16 protein-coding genes and 1 tRNA gene are annotated in these 19,576 nt (G+C 63.7%); 7 read left to right on the forward strand and 10 right to left on the reverse strand.

Translation table 11 applies throughout. The annotated features are described in order from the left end of the window. Positions 1 to 99: 99 nt before the first annotated feature. Entirely contained in the window at positions 100 to 621 is a 522-nt protein-coding gene (infC, locus tag LDN95_RS06030; RefSeq protein WP_226016744.1) for a translation initiation factor IF-3, read from the reverse strand. Positions 622 to 789: 168 nt separating this feature from the next. After that, a complete protein-coding gene (gene pdeM, locus LDN95_RS06035) occupies positions 790 to 1,476 on the reverse strand; it encodes a ligase-associated DNA damage response endonuclease PdeM (RefSeq protein ID WP_226016745.1) in 687 nt (228 codons plus the stop codon). A gap of 71 nt (positions 1,477 to 1,547) precedes the next feature. Here pdeM and hemF point away from each other — a divergent pair, with 71 nt between their 5' ends. Both hemF and LDN95_RS06045 read left to right on the forward strand, forming a co-directional pair. Beyond that, complete coding sequence (hemF, locus tag LDN95_RS06040; protein ID WP_226016746.1) at positions 1,548 to 2,411, forward strand: oxygen-dependent coproporphyrinogen oxidase; 864 nt, start codon at positions 1,548 to 1,550, stop codon at positions 2,409 to 2,411. A gap of 13 nt (positions 2,412 to 2,424) precedes the next feature. After that, positions 2,425 to 3,078, forward strand: a complete 654-nt coding sequence (locus tag LDN95_RS06045; protein ID WP_226016747.1) for an N-acetyltransferase — start codon at positions 2,425 to 2,427, stop codon at positions 3,076 to 3,078. On the opposite strand, the gene LDN95_RS06050 is transcribed toward LDN95_RS06045, so the two are convergent. Continuing rightward, entirely contained in the window at positions 3,007 to 4,233 is a 1,227-nt protein-coding gene (locus LDN95_RS06050) for a glycosyltransferase family 87 protein (RefSeq protein WP_226016748.1), read from the reverse strand. The two genes, LDN95_RS06045 and LDN95_RS06050, sit on opposite strands and share 72 nt — an antisense overlap. Before the next feature lie 106 nt (positions 4,234 to 4,339). Between LDN95_RS06050 and LDN95_RS06055 the strand changes: the two genes are divergently transcribed. Both LDN95_RS06055 and LDN95_RS06060 read left to right on the forward strand, forming a co-directional pair. Beyond that, positions 4,340 to 6,433, forward strand: coding sequence for a bifunctional (p)ppGpp synthetase/guanosine-3',5'-bis(diphosphate) 3'-pyrophosphohydrolase (locus LDN95_RS06055; protein ID WP_226016749.1), 2,094 nt, complete (start codon positions 4,340 to 4,342; stop codon positions 6,431 to 6,433). A gap of 119 nt (positions 6,434 to 6,552) precedes the next feature. Beyond that, positions 6,553 to 7,485, forward strand: a complete 933-nt coding sequence (locus LDN95_RS06060; RefSeq protein ID WP_370631659.1) for an MBL fold metallo-hydrolase — start codon at positions 6,553 to 6,555, stop codon at positions 7,483 to 7,485. 24 nt (positions 7,486 to 7,509) lie between these two features. Here LDN95_RS06060 and LDN95_RS06065 read toward each other — a convergent pair whose 3' ends face one another. The 3 genes from LDN95_RS06065 to LDN95_RS06075 form a co-directional block, all read right to left on the reverse strand. Then, entirely contained in the window at positions 7,510 to 8,649 is a 1,140-nt protein-coding gene (locus tag LDN95_RS06065; protein WP_226016750.1) for a CaiB/BaiF CoA-transferase family protein, read from the reverse strand. Positions 8,650 to 8,747: 98 nt separating this feature from the next. Then, positions 8,748 to 9,068: a DUF1905 domain-containing protein gene (locus tag LDN95_RS06070; RefSeq protein WP_226016751.1), complete on the reverse strand. Its 321-nt coding sequence runs from the start codon at positions 9,066 to 9,068 to the stop codon at positions 8,748 to 8,750. Then, positions 9,065 to 10,018, reverse strand: a complete 954-nt coding sequence (locus LDN95_RS06075) for a peptidylprolyl isomerase (protein WP_226016752.1) — start codon at positions 10,016 to 10,018, stop codon at positions 9,065 to 9,067. Before LDN95_RS06075 ends, LDN95_RS06070 begins: the two co-directional genes overlap by 4 nt. Before the next feature lie 74 nt (positions 10,019 to 10,092). Between LDN95_RS06075 and LDN95_RS06080 the strand changes: the two genes are divergently transcribed. Beyond that, positions 10,093 to 10,183: transfer RNA gene (locus LDN95_RS06080), tRNA-Ser, on the forward strand. A gap of 74 nt (positions 10,184 to 10,257) precedes the next feature. Here the strand turns inward: LDN95_RS06080 and LDN95_RS06085 are convergent. The 3 genes from LDN95_RS06085 to LDN95_RS06095 form a co-directional block, all read right to left on the reverse strand. Continuing rightward, complete coding sequence (locus tag LDN95_RS06085) at positions 10,258 to 11,274, reverse strand: Tat pathway signal protein (RefSeq protein ID WP_226016753.1); 1,017 nt, start codon at positions 11,272 to 11,274, stop codon at positions 10,258 to 10,260. Between the two features lie 259 nt (positions 11,275 to 11,533). After that, a complete protein-coding gene (locus LDN95_RS06090; protein WP_226016754.1) occupies positions 11,534 to 13,018 on the reverse strand; it encodes a Ppx/GppA family phosphatase in 1,485 nt (494 codons plus the stop codon). A 73-nt stretch (positions 13,019 to 13,091) separates the two neighbouring features. Continuing rightward, positions 13,092 to 15,230, reverse strand: coding sequence for an RNA degradosome polyphosphate kinase (locus LDN95_RS06095; protein WP_226016922.1), 2,139 nt, complete (start codon positions 15,228 to 15,230; stop codon positions 13,092 to 13,094). Between the two features lie 492 nt (positions 15,231 to 15,722). Here LDN95_RS06095 and LDN95_RS06100 point away from each other — a divergent pair, with 492 nt between their 5' ends. Both LDN95_RS06100 and LDN95_RS06105 read left to right on the forward strand, forming a co-directional pair. Next, the gene (locus LDN95_RS06100) at positions 15,723 to 15,920 is read left to right on the forward strand and encodes a YezD family protein (RefSeq protein WP_226016755.1); all 198 of its coding nucleotides are present in this window, start codon (positions 15,723 to 15,725) and stop codon (positions 15,918 to 15,920) included. 124 nt (positions 15,921 to 16,044) lie between these two features. Then, positions 16,045 to 18,546 carry a TonB-dependent receptor gene (locus LDN95_RS06105; protein ID WP_226016756.1) on the forward strand — a complete coding sequence of 834 codons (2,502 nt, stop codon included), beginning with the start codon at positions 16,045 to 16,047 and terminating at the stop codon, positions 18,544 to 18,546. Positions 18,547 to 18,626: 80 nt separating this feature from the next. On the opposite strand, the gene LDN95_RS06110 is transcribed toward LDN95_RS06105, so the two are convergent. Then, positions 18,627 to 19,460, reverse strand: a complete 834-nt coding sequence (locus LDN95_RS06110) for an AIM24 family protein (protein WP_226016757.1) — start codon at positions 19,458 to 19,460, stop codon at positions 18,627 to 18,629. Positions 19,461 to 19,576: the final 116 nt, after the last annotated feature.

The raw sequence follows: 19,576 nt of genomic DNA on the forward strand, positions 1-19,576 counted from the left end.
ATGGTTGCTTGTGCAACCGGATCGGATGTGGCGCAAAACAGAAGGGGCGCAACCTTGCGGCGCGCCCCTTCGGGTTTGGCAGGTGCTGAAACCTGGCGCTTACTTTGGCGCGATCACCATCAGCATCTGGCGGCCTTCCATGCGGGGGAAGGCTTCGACCTTGGCGATTTCGGCGACATCGTCCTGCACCTTGCGCAAAAGGTTCATGCCCAGTTGCTGGTGCGACAGTTCGCGGCCACGGAAGCGCAGGGTGACTTTCACCTTGTCGCCTTCTTCGATGAAGCGGTGCACGGCGCGCAGCTTCACGTCATAGTCGTGGTCGTCGATGTTGGGACGCATCTTGATCTCCTTGATCTCCTGCGTCTTCTGGCTCTTGCGCGCGGCGTTGGCCTTTTTTTGCGCTTCGTACCGGAATTTGCCGACATCGAGGAACTTGCACACCGGCGGATCGGCGGTGGGCGAAACCTCAACCAGGTCCAGCCCGACTTCGGCTGCCTGATCGATTGCTTCGCGGGTGTACATTACACCCAGGTTCTCGCCATTCTCATCGATCACGCGCACCTTGGGCACGTTGATCATCTGGTTGAAGCGAGGCCCGCTCTTGACGGGGGGCGCCATCATGCGCCGGGGTGGGGGGGCTATAGTGCTCTCTCCTGATGTTTCACGAAATAGGCGGCTTAGCGCGCGCTCTTATCACAATGCGCGCGTAGATAAAGGGCTTGTCTGTCCTGAGGGCCAGTCTTTTGACATGGGAACGCCCCGCAGCGTTTGCAAGCGCTTGCGAATGGTTCAAGCAGCCGCGCGCCATAGCGCAAAGCGGGTGATCCGCCGTTCGGTCGGCACAAGCGCGTCGATCGCGCGGGTCTGGCCAAGGCCCGCACCAAGGCGCCCCAGAATCACCGGATCGGCAGCGTCCATCCCGCCGGTCAAAGCGCCGAAGGCGGGAAGTATCAGCTTGTTTTCGCTGGAAACCGCGCAGGGGCGGGCGATCGAACGGCCCCGTGCGACGATGCGCAACTTGGGGTGGAAATGGCCGGAGAGCTCGGGCTCTAGCTCATCCGCCTGCGCTTCATGGCGCAACAACAGCCCGCCGATACGTACCTCAGGCAGGTACTCGCCGGGCACGCTGCCGCCTTTTTCATCGTGGTTGCCGGTGATCCACACCCATTCGGTTGCGCGGGTCAGCGCGGCCAGCATGCCCGCAGCATGCGGTTCAAGGCGGTTTGCGCCATCCGCATCGTGAAAGTTGTCGCCCAGACAGAACACCCGCCGCGCGCCCGTCTCGCGCAGGGAAAGCGCGATTCGTTCCAGCGTCTCGCGGCTGTCATAGGGGGGAAGCATCTGGCCGAAGCGGGCAAACCAGCTGGCCTTTTCAAGGTGCAGATCAGCCACCAGCAGCGCGTTTTCGGCAGGCCAGAACAGCGCGCGCGACGCGCCCAGCCGTAATTCCTGACTTGCGAACGAAAAGGGAACCATGGCTTCCCCTTGCCGGATGGCGATTCCCTTGGCAAGTGCCGGGTTTCCGCCTGCCGGGCAAAAGGACAAGCATGACCGACTGGACCGACCACACCGCCCGCGCCCGTAGCTGGTTCGAAAGCCTTCGTGACCGGATCTGCGCCGAGTTCGAGGCGATCGAGCGCGAGGCGGGCAGCGATGCCGTCTTTGCATATACCCCCTGGGACCGATCACACGATGGTGAGCCGGTCGCGAACGGTGGTGGCGGCGTGCAAGGGCTGATGAAGGGCAAGGTATTCGAGAAAGTCGGCGTCAACGTTTCGACCGTCGGCGGCACCTTCTCCAAGGAATTTGCCGGAACGATCAACGGCGCCGACCCTGAAAATCCGGGCTTTACTGCCACGGGCATCAGTCTGGTGGCCCACATGGCCAACCCCCACGTGCCCGCCGTGCACATGAACACCCGCTTCCTGACCACGCGCAAGGCGTGGTTCGGCGGTGGCGGCGACCTAAACCCGCCGATCCCCTATGCGCAGGATACCGACGAGTTCCACGCCGCCTACAAGGCCGCCTGCGATGCACACGATGCTGGCTATTATCCGCGCTTCAAAAAGTGGGCGGACGACTATTTCTACATTCCCCACCGCAAGGTTCATCGCGGTGTCGGCGGGATCTTCTACGATCATCTGGAGTGTGTCGACGATGCCGCGTTCGAGGCGAATTTCGCCTTTACCCGCGATGTGGGGGAAGCATTCCTGACCGCGTTCCCCACACTCGTGCGCCGCCGCATGCATACGCCCTTCAACGATGCCGAGAAGTTGCAGCAGTTGCAGTGGCGCGGGCGCTATGCCGAGTTCAACCTCGTTTACGATCGCGGAACGCTGTTCGGGCTCAAGACTGGCGGCAATATCGACGCCATCCTGATGAGCCTGCCGCCTGAAGCGGTGTGGAGCTGAAAGGCAAAAGGCCATGGACATTCCCGGCGCGCCGCTGACCGAGGGCTATCACAATGTCCGCAATGGCGACCTGCCGTGCGTGGTGACGGCGCTGGAAATGCTGGCGCCCCCGGCCGATCTCAAGCGGCTGGTGCCCGAACCGGAGGTGCCGCTGGCACTCAAGCGGTGGAAGGATTGTTCGGCCGAAAAGTACCGCCTGCTCTACAAGCGGGTGGGTGGCTACTGGATCTGGTGGTCGCGGCTGGTCAAGCCCGATGCGGAACTGGAAGCGATCATCCGCGATCCTGCGGTTCAGCTTTATGCGGTGACCGACCGCGCCGGGGTGGAAGTGGGCATGCTCGAACTGGATTTCCGCGAGCAGGGCCAGTGCGAGATCGTCTTCTTCGGGCTGGTGGTGAAGGCCACCGGCAAGGGCTTTGGCAAATGGCTGATGCGCCGCGCGTTGCAACTGGCATGGGCGCCGGGGGTGGAGCGGGTATGGGTGCACACGTGCACGCTCGATGACCCCAATGCGCTGCCGTTCTACATGAAACGCGGATTCCGGCCTTATGCGCGGTTCGTCGAGGTGTTCCCCGACCCGCGTCTGTCGGGCCTGCTACCCGCCGACAGCGCTCCGCACGCTCCGGTGCTGGGGATGGTCGAGCCGGGTCCAGACCAGCCAGAGTAACCCGGCGGCGGCCAGGGGCATCAGGTTGACACCCAGCGGCAAGGCGGCAGCGCGCGTCGCCAATGGGGCAAGCCACAAGAGCACCAGCAGCGGCTTTTCCCAAGCCCTCCAGCCATTCACGCGGGCTTGCGTGGCCAGCCAGCACAGCGGCTGGATCAGGAACGGCAAATCGTAGCTGAACAAGTAGGGCGAGCCGAGCGCGGTAGCCGCCAGCATCACCGCCCCGGTTGCCTGTGGGTCGCGACTGCGCCGCCATGCCAGTGCGCTCAGGGCGGCGGCGAGCAGGGTCAAAGCCGCTTGGCCCACCATCGCGACCAACGGTCCGCCGTGCTGGTGCAGCGCGGCATATGGCGTGCACATCCGCAACCAGAAGGCGCTCGGTCCTTGCGCCATCAGCACCTTGCTGACGGCAAAGGCCTGTGGCCATGCGGCCCAGGTCTGCCAACCGAAAGCCAGCAGCGCGGCAAGGCAAAGCCCGATGGCCGCCATGGCGGCGCTGGCCAGCGCACGCCACTGGCGCCCGGCGAGCAGCCACACCGGCACTAGCAGGGCCAGATGCGGCTTGATGACCAATGCGCCCAGCAGCGCGCCCGAATGCCACGGCCGGCGGGGCAGGGCGATCACGCCGCCGATCAGCAGCACTCCGGTGATGAACCCGGTCTGGGCATGGCTTGCCGCAAGATAGGCACCGGGAAAGGCCAGCACCGCCAGCGCCAGATGCGGCGGCGCCAGTTTGCGCGCCACCGCAAACCAGATCGCCCAGCCGCCCAGCGCAAAGGCGATCCATGCCACGCCATACGGCAGCAGTCCCAGCGGCAGGGTGGCAAACAGGAACGGCGGAGGATTGACAAAGGCGACCAGTTGTCCGGTGCCGGTGAGCGCTTGTGCAGCCTGTTCTGCTGCAAGGTCATAGACTTGCGCCGGATGGCCCCCGACCGCCAGGTGGCCTGCGCCCCAGAAAGCCAGAAAGTCCGACCCGACATGGCCGGTGGCTTGCGCAAACACCACCGCCAGCATCGGCAGATAGGCGATCAGCACCATCGCGGCATAGACCCGAACCCGGCTCAGGTCCGGCCAGCCGCCATCGCGCAGCACCCGCCACCACGGCTCAGACGGCGGGTTGATCGCAGGTTGCGGGGCGGCTTTGGCGGTCATCTGAGGTACGATAAGGCCGCAGCGGTGAAAGAAACGTATGCCGATCTCCCTGATCGGGACTTTTGACTTGCGGCATGGCCCCTTCGCGCCCCATCTTGGTTGCGAAATGCTGCGCCAGTACGAACTTGTCGAACGTGTGCTCGCCTATGATCCCGATGCGGACGAGGCGATGCTGAACCGTGCCTATGTCTATACCGTGCAAAAACACGGCACCCAAAAGCGTGCGAGCGGTGACCCGTATTTCTCGCATCCGGTCGAAGTGGCGGGCCTGATGACCGAGCTGAAGCTCGATCAGGAAACGATCATCACCGCGCTGTTGCACGATACGGTCGAGGATACTCTGGCCACAGTCGAGGAGATCGAGCGGCTGTTCGGCCCCGACGTCGCCCGCCTGGTCGACGGCGTGACCAAGCTGTCCAAGATCGAAACGATGAGCGACAACGAGCGCGCGGCCGAAAACCTGCGCAAGTTCCTGTTGGCGATGAGCGAGGACTTGCGCGTTCTGTTGGTCAAACTGGCCGACCGCTTGCACAACATGCGCACGCTGCACTTCATCAAGAGCGCCGACAAGCGCCGCCGCATCGCGCGCGAAACGATGGAGATCTATGCTCCGCTGGCCCAACGCGTGGGTATGTACGAATACATGCGCGAAATGCAGTTGCTGGCGTTCGAGCAGCTTGAACCCGAAGCCTATGCCACGATTACCCAGCGGCTTGCCGCGATCCGCAGCGAAGAGGGCAGCCAGGTCGACGAGATCGCGCTTTCGATCAAGCAGGCGTTGGCCGAAGCAGGGCTGAAGGTCGAAGTGTCGGGCCGCGAAAAGCACCCTTATTCGATCTGGAAGAAGATGGCCGAGCGCCACGTCAGCTTCGAACAGATCACCGACATCATGGCGTTTCGCGTGCTGATCGATGATGTCGACGATTGCTACAAGGCGCTCGGGGTGCTGCACCGTACCTGGCAGATGATTCCCGGTCGGTTCAAGGACTACATCTCCACGCCCAAGATGAACGGCTATCGCTCGGTTCACACCAGCCTGATCTATTCCAACGCCATGCGCGTGGAAGTACAGCTCAAGACGCGCGAAATGCACCGGCTCAATGAATACGGCCTTGCGGCGCACTGGGCCTATAAGCAGGGTGAGCCCAAACCCGACGAGCAAGTGGGTTGGCTACGCGATCTGGTGGAAATTCTCGAAACCAGCAGCGATCCTGACGAACTGCTCGAAAATACCAAGATGGCGATCTATCAGGACCGCATCTTTGCCTTCACCCCCAAGGGTGCGCTGTTCCAGTTGCCCAAGGGTGCCTCGCCGATCGACTTTGCATTTGCCGTCCACACCAATCTGGGCGCGCAGGCAGTGGGCGCCAAGATCAACGGACGCCACGTTCCGTTGCGCACGCCCCTGCAGAACGGTGACGTGGTGGAAATCATCAAGAGCCGCAACGCCGAACCCCAGTTGTCGTGGCTGGCGTTCGTCGTGACCGGCAAGGCGCGGGCCGGCATCCGCCGCTTCGTTCGGCAAAAGGAACGCTCCGAGATCGCCGCCATCGGCCGCAAGATCTATGAGGAGATCGCCGAACGCCTGCCCAGTCAGATTGGCAAGAAGGCGCTGGCTGAGGCGATAAAGCGGCTTAAGTTGAACAGCGAGGAAGACCTGATGGTCGCGATCGGTTCGGCCAAGCTGGACGACCGGCAGGTGATGGAGGCGCTGGTGCCCGGCAGCGCCGCCAACTTGCCTGCCAGCGAGACTTGGCCAAGCCAGCAACGCGCCATCGCGGTGCGCGGGTTGACGCCGGGTGTCGCGTTTCAGCTTGCCGATTGCTGTCATCCGGTGCCAGGCGACCGGATCGTGGGTCTGCGCCGCCCGGGCAAGGGGGTGGAAGTCCACGCCATCGACTGTCTGCAACTGGCCGACGGGGTCGATGCCGACTGGATCGATCTGCAATGGGATGCGCGCACCGATGGCGCGGTCGGACGCGTTCGCGCCGAACTCTACAACCGCCCCGGCACGCTTGCCGAAATGGCTGGCACTTTCGCCAAGAACCACGCCAACGTGGTCAATCTTGAAATGACCCAGCGCGAAAACCCGTTCCATACGTATGAAGTCGATCTGGAAGTCCGCGATCTGGCGCACCTGACCCGCATCATCAGCGCCCTGCGCGCCAGCGATGCGGTGGCCCAGGCCGACCGCATCTAGCCGTCGCCCGGCACCCTTTTTCAAGTCCATCGGGTAAGATGTCGCACGCCAGCAGAACGCGCGGTAGTGTTACCCCAAGGGCCGGGCGTTCGGCACCGTATGCCCGCCGGGAAAATGCCATGCAGGGATTTGCAACCTTAGCCAAACTCGCTCTGGCCGGGGGCGCCGGGGTGTCGATGATGGCAACACCGGTTGCCGCCCGGCAAGCACCAGCGCCGCCGCAGCTTTTCGCCGAGCGGTGGATCGACGGTACGCAGGGGGTTGAGCCTGCATTGCAGGTTCAAGCGCTCGACGCTGACACGTTCGTGATCCGCCAGTCGGTCAAGACCAACTTCGAGGCGCCGTTCCTATACCTGCTGTTCGGCAAGGAGCGCGCGCTGTTGCTCGATACGGGGGCTGGCAATGTGGCGGTGCGCCCCACGATCGACGGCCTTATTGCGCGCTGGCTGGCCGCCCATGGCCGCGCGGCCATTCCCTTGGTAGTCGCGCACAGCCATAGCCATGGCGATCATGTTGCCGGAGATGCACAATTCCGCAACCGGCCCGACACGGTGGTCGTCGGCCTTGCGCCTGCCGACGTGGCGAGCTTCTTCGGCATCGCGCATTGGCCCGACCAGCTTGGCCGTCTTGATCTGGGCGGCCGGATGCTGACGGTCATCCCGACGCCGGGGCACCAACCGGCGCACATCATGATCCATGACCCGCAGCTTGGCATCCTGCTTTCGGGCGATGCGCTCTATCCTGGACGGCTTTATGTGCCGCTCGACAAGTTCGCCGTGGCGCGCGCGAGCATCGACCGTCTGGCACGTTTTGCCCGAGGCAAGCGCATTCGCGCAGCGCTTGGCGCACACATCGAGATGACGACCACGCCGGGACACGACTACGTTCAGGCGGCCCCGACCCACCCAGACGAGCACCGGCTGGAACTCGGGCCCGACGCAATCGGCGAACTCCAGCGCGGCCTGCACGCACTTCCAGACGGGTCAAAGGCGAGTCAGGTACACGACCATTTCATCGTCTTTCCGGTGCCGCCACGCCCCAACGGGGGGTAACCGCCGTCGACCTCCGTCGCGACTTCATGCCAGTTCGGCGTTGTCCTGCCCGATGGTCGGCGCGGGGCCCACGTCGAAGCCACCGACCGAAAACTTCACTGGAGCGCGCAGTTGCAGATAGTCGCCCTCGGTCGGGTGCGTGCGGTGCTGGAAGAAGTCGACCGCCTGCAAGTGGGGATCGTCGGTGATATCGGCCAGATCGCGCACGGGCATGGCCGGAATCTGGTGCTCGGCGAACAAGGCGCACCATTCGGCGCTTGTCCTGGCCGGTGTTCGGCTTGCGATCTCGTCATAGAACGCACTGATGTTGACGATGCGGCCGTAAGGCGTGGCAAACCGCTCGTCCTCGATCAGTTCAGGCGCGCCGATCAGCGGCATGATCCGCTCGACCGCTTCGGGGGTGTAGGGGACGATCGAGATGTAGCCATCGGCCGTGGGGAAGGGCTGGCGGTGCGGATCGACCTGCCGGGGATAGCCCGCCGGTTCCAGCGGCGGCACCAGCGTGGCACCGTACAAGTGTTCCTGCATCATGAAGTGCGAGAATGCTTCGAACATCGGCACTTCGACGAACTGGCCTTCGCCTGTGCGCAGCTTGTGGATGATCGCGGCCAGCGTCGCATAGGCACCATGCAATCCCGCCACCTTGTCCGCGATCAAGGATGGCAGATAGCGCGGCGCGGGGTTGCCGTCGGCGCGGGGCAGCAGTGTGGCCGTGCCCGTCGCGGCCTGAATGACATCGTCATAAGCCTGCAAACCCGCATAAGGTCCGTCCGAGCCGAAGCCGACACAATGGACATAGACGATACCCGGTTTCAGCGCGGTGACCGCTTCATACCCGAAACCCAGTCGCTCGATCGCCTGTTCGCGCACATTGTGGATGAATACGTCGGCATCCAGCAACACTTTGGTCAGCGCGGCCTTGCCATCCTCGGTCTTGAGATCGACCGCCAGCGATCGCTTGCCTTTGTTGAGGTTGAGTGTGCAAGGCCCCATGCCAAAGGTCTTGGCGGGCCGCCCGGCGTGGCGAAACTGGTCGCCGGTAAGCCCCTCGACCTTGATCACATCGGCCCCCAGATCGGCCAATATCTCAGTGGCATAAGGCCCGAATACAACGCTGGTCAAATCAACGATGCGGATGCCTTCAAGCAGACGAGGCTGGGCCAAGGGCGGTTCCTTTTGCGGTTCGGGACGCGGATGCCGTAGGGTTTAATTGATCAATTAAATTTGTGCAACCGCCGTCCGGTGTATTGTCCCGCCGCCGCTCAGAACCCGATGGTGATCTTGACGGGATCGCCTTCGTTCAGGGCCTCGGCCTTGCGCACAGCAGCCTTGACCGGGATCGACCAGCCTTCTTCCTTCATCGGAAAGGCGCTGGTCTGCCATCGGCTGCCACCGATCCGGACAGCGACCTTGACCGAGCCGAAACCCGCGCGCCGTCCGCTCTCCAGCCGCCGAACCAATGCGGTGGCCGACAAGGCGTCCGCCGCCACGCCGTCAACCGACACGAACCACCACGCGGTTCCTCCAGCGCTCTGCCAACGCCAGAGCGTGCTCGTCAGTTCGTGCTGCTCATCGCCGGTCAAGGCACCCGCCGCACCGGTACCGGCACGTTGCACACGTCCACCCCACCGGCGGGCTTGATGTAGAACGGATCGCGCCGATTGGCGCGCGCCTCGGCATAGCGTTTGAAACTCGCGCTGTCGGTGGTCAGGTATTGGTAGCGGGGCAGGTCTGGCACCTCGCCTCCCAGACGGATCTGCCGAATGGGCACGCGCTCGATCGCCGACTTGTAGAAGCCGATGTCGCCAGTGCCGCGCGGCAGGCTGGCGAGGTATTCCATTCCCTCGATAACCCGGCCAACGATCGCGATGTTGCGGTCCAACTGGCGCGGGGCTTGCCCGATCACCGCGTATAGTTCCGCACCGGTTCCGGTGTCCGGCGGCATGTCACGCCCGACGCCGACGGTTCCATAGCAGTGGATCGGCCAGATTGTCTTGGCATCGCTTGCGAACGGCCAGCCGTTGCGGAACTCCACGCCATCGGCATAGCTGTCCTTGCCGATGGACACCTTGCTCTCGCCGGTACTTGCAGGGGTGAAGCGCTTGAGTGCCTGATTGTCGATGGCGACGACATAATTGGATTGCTGCACCTTCAGCAACCCCGGTGGCAAGGGCTTGGCCAAGACTTTGTCCTCGCCGTCGGGGTCGCCCCACTGGACGACATAGTTGTCCTGCACCCGGTTGATGCTGGTGGCGTCCCACCAATGCGCGGCCGCCAGCATCCGGATATTGCCGACCCATGCGAACGAGAACGGCGCGGGTATCAACTGGATCACCACCCTGCGCGCTTTGCCGGATGGCACCGGGGCAAGGTCCATCACCAGCAGATCGGCCGGCGCGATCGCGGTCCAGTCGCTGACGGGGGCTGCGGCGACGATCTGCGTCGGTGCAAGCGGAGCAGGATCGGCGGCGCGCGCCGGTTGGCAAGCGATGGTGGCGGCCGCAACGGCGGCAAGAACGGTCTGGCGATACATTACGCCAGTCTGACAGCGTTCGCGCCCTTGCGGAAGTGGTCACGTGCGGCTAGGGGCGCTCTTCCAGTGCATGCGGAGCGGTGGCCGAGTGGTCGAAGGCGCTCGCCTGGAAAGTGAGTATACGCCAAAAGCGTATCGAGGGTTCGAATCCCTCCCGCTCCGCCATGGTTCGTTCGCGTCGGTATCCGCGTTGCGGTCGGGGGTATTGCGTGTGTGGGCAGGCCGTGATGGACCACCTGTCATGTCACGATGACGGCGTCGACCGGCCTGCGGGGGGACCAGGGCATCGTGGGGCCGTAGCCGAAGCGCATCACGATATCGGGCCGCCGCCCCGGCAGGCCGATCAGCGCGGCGAGTTCGGGGCGCAGGCGGGCCACTTCGACCGGCTGGTTGATGAAGGCGTGGCTCAGCCCCAGCGCCGTCGCCTGCAAGGCGAAGCGCTGGCATGAACGGCCGACCGACACCCAATGTTCAGGCGATGCTCCGCCGCCGACGAATACCGCGAGGCCGGCAGAGGACCGGATTTGCCTGGCATACGCCTCGTTTTCGGACTCCGCCGTCGAAAACCGGTCGAACGCAAAGGGCCCAAGCCAATCGGGCAATTCGGGATTGCCGCTTGCCACGCTGTAAAGGCCATCGGCGGAACGCAGCGCCTGACGCGGATTGAAGCGCAGCCAAGACTTGAGTTCGCGCACAAACGCCGGATCGGCCATCTGGTTGGTGTTCCCGGTCAGCACAAGATCGCGCAAATGGTCGATGCGCCTGTGGTCGGTCAGCAACACGAGATCGACGCCGGGCACGGCCGCCGATCGGGCAAGGGAGTCGATATCGACCGCACTGACTTGTCGGCCATCGTAAACCGCGCGTGTCGATTGGCGCCGGGGAATGGCATCGAACAAGCGCGACGGTATCGGCCTTGCCCGCTCGAACACGATGCCGACCGCACCGTCCTTGCGCGGATCGAAGGAGATCATGCCCGGCGCGCCGCGCGCGGCGGATGCCAGCACCAGATTTTCGGCAGCAGCGCCAAGGCTGACGAAGATGTGATGATCATCAGGGTCGACAATGGGTGTCCGCCGCGCAAGGTCGGGCATGATGTCGATCCGCCGCTCGCCGATGCGGAAATGCCATGGCTGGGCATTGTGGCCGTTCGGGGCCAGCGTGGCGTAGCGGATCAGATCGCGGGCGGACGGGGAGACGGCCAACGGACTGCGCAAATGGGCGCTCTGTTCGGCATAGGTCGCCGATGATCCCATGCCGATTGCCGTAAAAAGAGCGGTACTGCCGCCAACCGCGGCGCAGGCTCCCGCGCCCATCAATACACTTCGTCGGTTCACGCATGGCGCCCTTTGTCAAAGATGCCGACCAGACAAGCCTGCCCTGACAGCTTGAAGCGTATGCACCTGTCAGATGCCGCGCCACAGCGTCGGAAAGCACCCATGCGTGCAGGTTTTGGTCGGGCAGACCAACCCTGCCGAGACGATCAAATCTTGTCCACGCCGCCTAGAGCCGCGCTTAGCCAGCGCTCTGCTTTTGCACTTCGCCGCGCAAGCCAAGGTGCGTTGCCAGCGCCTTGAGATCGCGCTCGACGCCTTCGTTGACGAGCGCGGCAAGGGCCGGTTGCACGCGCAGGACCAGTGCGCCGTCTTCGCGGACCAGGCTGGAGCCGCTCAACCCTTGCGTGGTGCAGCTGCTCAACCGGCGACACAGGCGTGCGGCAAGGCCCCAGCCTTGCGCTTCGTGCAGCAGGTTCTGCGGTACCATCGCCGCCAGTTCGGAGGGCAGATCAGTCTTGCCGGTGACCGCGATCATGGCTGCGGCCAGCAGCACGCGCTCGACCGGGCCGATGCCGACCCAGCGCTTGCGCAGGCCCCAATCGCGGGCGAGGTCACGGCGCAAGTTGGGTTCGACCGTTGCCGTTGCCAGACATAGCAAGGTCGCGGCCAGCCGAAGGTTCTCGCGGCGTCCGCTGCCACTGCTGGCTGCGAGCGTCCATCCGGCCACCATCGCCCCCATGTGCGGCGAGATGCCTTGCTCGGCCGCAAACGCAGATACCCCGGCGACCAGCGGGTCTTGACCGCGCACGTATTCGGGCAGCTCTTCGATCAGCAAGCCTTCGCGCAGGCCCCATGCTGAAAAGACCAGTTTGGCCGGCTGCAGGCGTCGCACCAGGACCGCCAACAAGGCCGCGGTATCTGGCAATGCGGCGAGGCGACCGCTGGCCAGACCTTCAAGCGCGGGCAGGGCTTCGGTGCGCTTGCCGGCCAGACGCCGGGCGATGCGCGTTGCGTCATCCGCTGCCAGTTCAAAGCCATGCGGATCGTCAATCGGCCAGTCCATCATGTGCATCGCATAGCGGGCAAAGGCGCGTAGCGATCCGCCGACAAGGTACAGGGTTGTACCCGGCTCGGCGGACCAATCCGCCTTTTTCAGCGCCTTGCCGATGATCTGTCCAAACGCGCGGTCGCCCCCCGTGCGCATGGCGGGCAAGCGCAGGGAACCCAGCGGCAAGGATACGCCATGACGGCAGCGATCGCCGTCGATGTCGGTCAGTTCCAGACTGCCGCCGCCAAGATCGGCGGCGATCCCGCGTGCGCCCGGAAAGGCGCCGATCACGCCATGCGCGCTGGTGACCGCTTCTTCTTCACCCGTCAGCAGGCGCGGCTCGAACCCCAGCGCGCGTACTTGGTCAAGGAATTCGGGTCCGTTGCGGGCATCGCGGGATGCGGCGGTGGCAACGACGGTGATGTTCTCGATCCCGCGCAGTTGCAGCAACGTCCGGTAGCGCGCCAGCGCGGCAAGTGAAGTCGCCATGGCGCGGTTTCCGAGCAGGCCATTCTCCGCAACGCCTTTGCCCAGCCGCGCCGTGACCTTTTCATTGTGCAACACTTCCGGCGCGCGCAGCGGCGGTCCGTAGATGACCAGACGCACGGTGTTGGAACCGATGTCGATGATGGCCCGTGAGGTGGCGCGGGCGGCCTTGCGCTCTCTACTGGTCATCGCTCGGTCGGAATCGGCCTTTGGGTGATCGAATGAAAGCGGGAAAACCCCGCCAAGCCATGGGGCTTACACCTCACTCGGACAAGGCGCCACCCCGCCGCAGCGCAAGCTTGGGGACTTTGCGTCCCTTCGTCAGCGCCGCACCACGCCCCGACAGCGAAGGGTTGGTCATGAAATAGCGATGCACGTTGAACGGTTTGTCGCCGGGGTCGACCCGGTGCGAGGTGCCGTCCGCCAGAAGTCGCCAGCTTTGTTCGGTATCGAGCAGGTTGGCGAGCATCACCTGATCGAGCACCTGATCGTGCACCGTGCTGTTGCGGATCGGCACAAGCACTTCGACGCGTCGATCGAGGTTGCGGGTCATCCCGTCAGCCGACGAGATGTAGACCCGCGCCCGCTTGTTGGGCAGCGCGCCGCCATTGCCGAACGCCCAGATGCGGCTGTGTTCCAGAAACCGGCCGATGACCGACTTGACCGTGATCGTCTCGGACAGTCCCGGAACGCCGGGGCGCAAACAGCAGATGCCGCGCACCACCAGACGGATTTCCACACCCGCCCGGCTGGCGGCATAGAGCCGGTTGATCAACTGGCTGTCGGTCAGCGCGTTGAGCTTGGCCCAGATCGTGGCTGGCTTGCCCGCCCTGGCAAAGGCGATCTCGCGGTCGATGCATTCGTACAGCTTGGCCCGCACACCGCCCGGGCTGATCGCCAGCATTTCGGTGCCCTTGGGTTCGATATAGCCGGTGATGAAATTGAACAGCAGCCCGGCGTCGCGACCAAAGCGCGGATCGGCGGTGAAGAAGGACAGGTCGGTGTAGATGCGCGCGGTGATCGGGTGGTAATTGCCGGTCCCGAAGTGGCAGTAGGTGCGATAGCCATCGCCTTCGCGCCGCACAACCATCGACACTTTGGCGTGCGTTTTCCAGTCGACGAAGCCGTAGATCACCTGCACGCCCGCACGCTCCAACTGGCTGGCCCAGTGCAGGTTCTGCTCCTCGTCGAAGCGCGCTTTCAGTTCGACCACAGCCGTGACCGACTTGCCTGCTTCGGCGGCGGCGATGAGCGCCGAGATCACGGCGGATTGCTTGCCCGCGCGATAGAGCGTCTGCTTGATCGCCACGACGTCAGGGTCGGACGCTGCCTGTCGCAGGAAATCGACCACCACGTCGAAGCTTTCGAACGGGTGGTGGATGACGATATCCTTTTCGCGGATCGCGGCAAAGCAATCGCCGTTATGCTCAAGGATGCGTTCGGGGTAGCGCGGGCTGTAAGGTTCGAACTTCAGGTCAGCACGCGGTTCATCGACCAGCGCCGAAAGGCCGGTCATCGACAGCAGGCCGGGCGACTTGATCACCAGCGCATGGTCGAGCCGCAATTGCTGGCGCAACATGTCCTCTGCCGCAGGATCGATGCCCTGCTGCAGATTGAGCAGGATCACCCGGCCGCGCCGTCGCCGCTGGATCGCGGTGCGGAAGTAGCGGACGAGATCTTCGGCGTCCTCTTCGATTTCCATGTCGCTGTCGCGCAGGACACGGAATGTGCCGTGCCCACGGATACGGAAGCCGGGGAACAGCCGCGCGGCCTTGCGCCGTACCAGATCCTCGATCGCGATCCATGTCGCCTGTTCGCCGGGCAGCCGGACGAACCGGGGCATCGCGGGCGGGATGAGCACCATTTCGTTGACGTCGGCGCCGTCGGCCACACGCACCAGCGTGAACAGGATGCCGGTGCCCTGATTGGCGATGAAGGGGAAGGGGTGCGCCGGGTCGATCGCCTGCGGTGTCAGCGCGGGCAGGACATGCCGTTCAAAGTAGTCGGCAAGGAATTCGGCCTCGGGCTTGGTCAGCTTGCGATCGCCGATCAGGCTGATGCCTTCGCCTTCGAGCTTGCGCGCCAGGTTGACGAAGATGTCATGCTGTGCGCCGACCAGCGCATTGATCGCGCCATGAACGCCTTGCAACTGCTGCGCCGGCGACAGGCCGTCGATCGAGCGTTCGTCGATCTGGCGGCGAACTTGCCCGGCCAGACCGGCAACACGCACGGTGATGAATTCATCGAGGTTACTGCCCGATATCGACAGGAACCGCAGCCGTTCCAGCAACGGGTAGGCCGGGTTCTGCGCTTCGGCGAGCACACGGCGGTTGAACGCCAGCCAGCTTTGCTCGCGGTTGAAAAAGCGTTGGGCAGCGGGAATGGCGAGCACGGCTTTCATATCGGGGCATTCGTTATCGCGGTGCTTGAGGGCTGGCACAGGAGCCGGGCCGTTGTGATCCATCGATGCGATCCTTGCCGAGTACTGTGTTGCCGGTGCCATGGCGGTGGTTTGTTACGCTCCGATTAAAATGCAGACCTGTTGCATAGCATGCAACGCGGGGCCTGTGGCAAGCGCCTAGGTTCAAAACATAAATATTCACCGGACGGGGCGGGGGTGTCCGTCAAGCTCGAAGTCCTGCTCGCTCGGCCATCCCTGCTTTCAAGCCCTGCTTTAGGGGTAGATACTTTTCCTGTTATGTCTACGGTTATAGTTGAGTATATGGAAGCGCAACGTCCACGCGGACGAACAGGGAGTCCAAACCATGCGAACATTCGCCGATGCCGCGCAGGCTTCGGGACAGAAAGGTGTGCCTTTTTTGCGCACCACCCGCTGGTCAGGTTGTGTGCCTGTGGAACGCCCGTTCGTCGCCATCCGATCGAAAGCCCCGAGATGAGCCAGTCCGCTCCCCCTCCGTCCGGAACCCCCGCTGCCGCGGCTCGTGGCGATGCCGCGCATATCGAGGAAAGCATCGCCAGTGTCCGCGAAGCGCTGACAGGGCTCCGTTATGGCAGCATCGCCCTGACCATTCACGAAGGCCGCTTCGTGCAGATCGACGTGACCGAGAAAAAGCGGCTGCGTCCCAACTGACCATCGCCGCGCCAGCCTGAACCAGAAGCCTGAACCGACCAACTTCCATATTGCCCAGACAACAACCCACGCTCCCGACTTCCGGTCCGCCGGTGCGGTATCGTGCGATCTTGAAGGATGTCCTATGATCACCCGCTTCCTGCTTCTCACAGGTGCTGCGCCGCTTGCCCTCGGGGCACTGTCACCTGCTTATGCAGCCGATGCCGCCGCCGACGTTGCGCCCGAGCAGACGACCTCTGTCGGAACCGGACAAAGCGACAATGACGCGATCGTCGTGACCGCGCGCCACCGCAACGAAAGTTCGCAGGCCGTGCCGCTGGCCATTTCGGTCGTCGGAGGCGATCATATCGACAACGCCGGGGCCTTCAACGTCGGCCGCTTGCAGCAATTGACGCCGACTCTGCAGTTCTATTCGTCCAATCCGCGCAATACCTCGGTCAACGTTCGCGGGTTCGGTGCGCCGCTTGGCCTGACCAACGATGGCATCGACCAGGGCGTGGGCATCTATGTCGACGATGTCTATTACTCGCGCGTTGCCTCTTCCACGTTCGATTTCCTCGATGTCGGACAGATCGAAGTCCTGCGCGGTCCGCAGGGCACGCTTTATGGCAAGAACACAACGGCCGGGGCGATCAACATCTCGTCGCGCCAGCCCACCTTCACCCCCGAGGGCCGGATCGAAGTGACCGCCGGCAACTATGGCTACCTTCAGGCCAAGGCTGCCGTGTCGGGTCCGCTCGGCGATAAGCTGGCGGCGCGCTTTGCCATCTCCGAAACCCGCCGCAACGGCACGGTGTCCAACATCACCACCGGTACCAAGGTCAATAATCTCGATAACCTCGGACTGCGCGGCCAATTGCTGTGGCGGCCTACCGACACCCTCGACGTGACGCTTGCGGGTGATTTCAGCCATCAGAACTCGGTGTGCTGCGCCACCGTATTTGCAGGCTATGTTCCTACCCAAAAGGCGGTCAACCGCCAGTATCCGGCGATCTACAAGGTCGCCACCGGGCAGGCTTACACCGCCAATGCCGCCAGCCAAGACCCGTTCAACCGCGTGACCGATCTGGACGCTGAGTTGCGTGCCAAGCAGTCGCTGGGCGGCGTTTCGCTGAAGGCCAAGCTGGATCTGGGCGCGGGCACGCTCACGTCGATCTCGGCATGGCGCTTCTGGGACTGGGATCCTTCCAACGACCGCGATTTCACTGCGCTGCCGATCACCACGAAGAGCCAGAACCCGTCGAAGCAGCAGCAGTTCACGCAGGAATTGCGTTATAACCAGCACAGCGCGGCGCTCGATTTTCAGGTCGGCACTTTCTATTATTATCAGGTGATCAACACCAACGGCTATCAGGAGCAAGGTGCGGCGGCGACAAAGTGGCTGCTCTCGCCCAACGCCTCTGCCAGCAACCCTTATAACAACAACGTGCTCGACGGGCTCAATTCCACCAACACCATCCGACTGACCAACACCAGCTGGTCGGCCTATGGTCAGGCAAGCTGGCGTCCGCTGGCGCGCCTGACGATCCAGCCGGGCGTGCGCGTCAACTACGACAAGAAAAGCGGGTCATACGACGCGGTGGTTCGCACTGCGGCCGGTGTGGTTCTTGATCCCGGTCTGGTGTCGACCGGCAACGCCACGCAAAAGGCCCAACTCGGCGTGCTGTTGCCCGAAAGCTATTCCCCCAGCTTCAGCAAGTGGAATCTGTCCTACGATCTGACGCTCAGCTACGATGTCACCAGCGACATCCATGCTTATGCGACGTATTCCAAGACGTTCCAGACCGGTGGCATCAACCTGAACGGTGTTCCTGCCGACGCTGTCACCGGCCTGCCGCAGACGCAGTATCAGACGGTGGCCCCGGAATCAGTTCAGAACTACGAACTGGGCATCAAGACCCAACTGTTCGACCGCAAGGTGACGCTGAACCTGGCCGCTTTCCGCACCGATATCGCCAACTATCAGGCGATCTTCAGTGCCAATAATGCCGCTTCGCTCAGCACCTTGCGCGGCTTCGTGGCGAACGTGCCCAGCGTCCGTTCGCAGGGTCTAGAAGTGGACTTCTCGGCACGGCCCAGCCCGCGCTTCAACGTCTATTCGAACTTTGCCTATACCGATGCGACCTATCGCCGCTTCACCGACGCGCCGCCGCCGGTCGAGCTCTCGGGTGGGTCGACCTTCTCGGGCACCGACTGTTCCATCCCAACGACGTTGAAGGCCGGGGTCAGCCCGATCAGTTGCGACATTTCGGGTCAGCGTTTGCCCGGCATCTCGGCCTATGCGTTGTCGTTCGGGGGTGAGGCGAACCTGCCGGTGGCGATCGCTGGCCGCGATGGTCAGGTCTATCTGGGGGCGGATGGCAACTACCGTTCGTCCTATTCGTCCAACGCCACGCCTTCTGCTGCCACCACGTTGCCGGGCTACACCATCGCCAACTTCCGCCTTGGCTGGCGTTCGGATCGCAATGCGGCCGGGGTCGGCATCGACGTGTTCGGCTGGGTCCGCAACGCCTTCGACAAGGGCTATCTGGAACAGCTGCAGGTCGCGCCGAACAGTGTCGGACTGCTGGTCGGCAACCTGGGGGATCCGCGCACGTTCGGCGGCACTGTCAAGTTGACGTTCTGAGCGTCGAACGCGCGAAACGACACGCAAAAGGGGCCGGAGGAGCGATCCTCCGGCCCCTTTTTCGCGTGGGGCAGAGCCAATCAGTTGCCGTCGATGAACTGCCCTAGCGGGCCCAGTACCGAGCCTTCACCGCGGTTCTGTCCGCCTGCGGGCAGGGCGGCTGCGGCGATCCGGGCGGCCAGACGGGCGAAGGGCAACGACTGAATCCACACTTTGCCCGGGCCGGTCAGGCGCGCAAAAAACAATCCTTCGCCGCCGAACAGCACGCTCTTGACGCCGCCTGCCGTCACAAGGTCGAACTCCACGGACGGGGTGTAGGCGGCAAGGCAGCCGGTATCGACGTGTAACTGCTCGCCCGGCGCCAGTTCGCGCTCCACCAGCGTGCCGCCCATCTGGACGAATACCCAGCCATCGCCGTCGAGCCGCTGCATCACGAAACCCTCGCCGCCGAACAGGCCGGTCATGATCCGCCGCTGAAAGGCGATGCCGATCGAAACACCGCGTGCGGCGCACAGGAAACTGTCCTTTTGGCAGATCAGCGTTCCACCGATTTCGGCCAGCCGGATCGGCAGGATGGCGCCGGGAATCGGTGCGGCAAAAGCCACGCGCGCCTTGCCCTGGCCGCGATGGGTGAACACCGTGGTGAACAGGCTGGCGCCGGTGATGAGCCGCTTGCCAGCGCCCAACAGCTTGCCCATGAAGCCGGTGTCGCCGCTGTCCGAGCCATCGCCGAACACCGTGGTCATGTCGATGGCGGCATCCTTCCACACGAACGCGCCTGCTTCGCCAACCGCGCTTTCGCCGGGATCGAGTTCGATCTCGACGAATTGCAGTTCGTGGCCACGGATGGCAAAATCGACGTCGTCGGCAACGCTTGCACTGCGGTTGTGCTGCCAGGGGCTGTTAGGGGCCATGCTCGGTGTCTCCTGCGGAATCGCAAGCGTCACGATAGCGCCAAGTGCCTCGGCGTGAAGCGTCGCTCGACGAATGGTGCCAGCCGTTGGTCGTGGGTAGCAACGATCTTACAAAC

Origin of the sequence: Novosphingobium sp. FKTRR1, from assembly GCF_020404405.1 — a bacterium.
GTDB lineage: Bacteria > Pseudomonadota > Alphaproteobacteria > Sphingomonadales > Sphingomonadaceae > Novosphingobium.

Excerpts from the sequence above, each read along its gene's own strand:
- LDN95_RS06060 (WP_370631659.1), top strand. The coding sequence starts at position 6,553 with ATGCAGGGATTTGCAACCTTAGCCAAACTCGCTCTGGCCGGGGGCGCC.
- LDN95_RS06085 (WP_226016753.1), bottom strand. The coding sequence starts at position 11,274 with ATGGGATCATCGGCGACCTATGCCGAACAGAGCGCCCATTTGCGCAGT.
- LDN95_RS06045 (WP_226016747.1), top strand. The coding sequence starts at position 2,425 with ATGGACATTCCCGGCGCGCCGCTGACCGAGGGCTATCACAATGTCCGC.
- LDN95_RS06055 (WP_226016749.1), top strand. The coding sequence starts at position 4,340 with ATGCTGCGCCAGTACGAACTTGTCGAACGTGTGCTCGCCTATGATCCC.
- LDN95_RS06050 (WP_226016748.1), bottom strand. The coding sequence starts at position 4,233 with ATGACCGCCAAAGCCGCCCCGCAACCTGCGATCAACCCGCCGTCTGAG.
- LDN95_RS06075 (WP_226016752.1), bottom strand. The coding sequence starts at position 10,018 with ATGTATCGCCAGACCGTTCTTGCCGCCGTTGCGGCCGCCACCATCGCT.
- infC (WP_226016744.1), bottom strand. The coding sequence starts at position 621 with ATGATGGCGCCCCCCGTCAAGAGCGGGCCTCGCTTCAACCAGATGATC.
- LDN95_RS06090 (WP_226016754.1), bottom strand. The coding sequence starts at position 13,018 with ATGACCAGTAGAGAGCGCAAGGCCGCCCGCGCCACCTCACGGGCCATC.
- LDN95_RS06100 (WP_226016755.1), top strand. The coding sequence starts at position 15,723 with ATGAGCCAGTCCGCTCCCCCTCCGTCCGGAACCCCCGCTGCCGCGGCT.
- LDN95_RS06110 (WP_226016757.1), bottom strand. The coding sequence starts at position 19,460 with ATGGCCCCTAACAGCCCCTGGCAGCACAACCGCAGTGCAAGCGTTGCC.
- pdeM (WP_226016745.1), bottom strand. The coding sequence starts at position 1,476 with ATGGTTCCCTTTTCGTTCGCAAGTCAGGAATTACGGCTGGGCGCGTCG.
- LDN95_RS06105 (WP_226016756.1), top strand. The coding sequence starts at position 16,045 with ATGATCACCCGCTTCCTGCTTCTCACAGGTGCTGCGCCGCTTGCCCTC.
- LDN95_RS06095 (WP_226016922.1), bottom strand. The coding sequence starts at position 15,230 with ATGAAAGCCGTGCTCGCCATTCCCGCTGCCCAACGCTTTTTCAACCGC.
- hemF (WP_226016746.1), top strand. The coding sequence starts at position 1,548 with ATGACCGACTGGACCGACCACACCGCCCGCGCCCGTAGCTGGTTCGAA.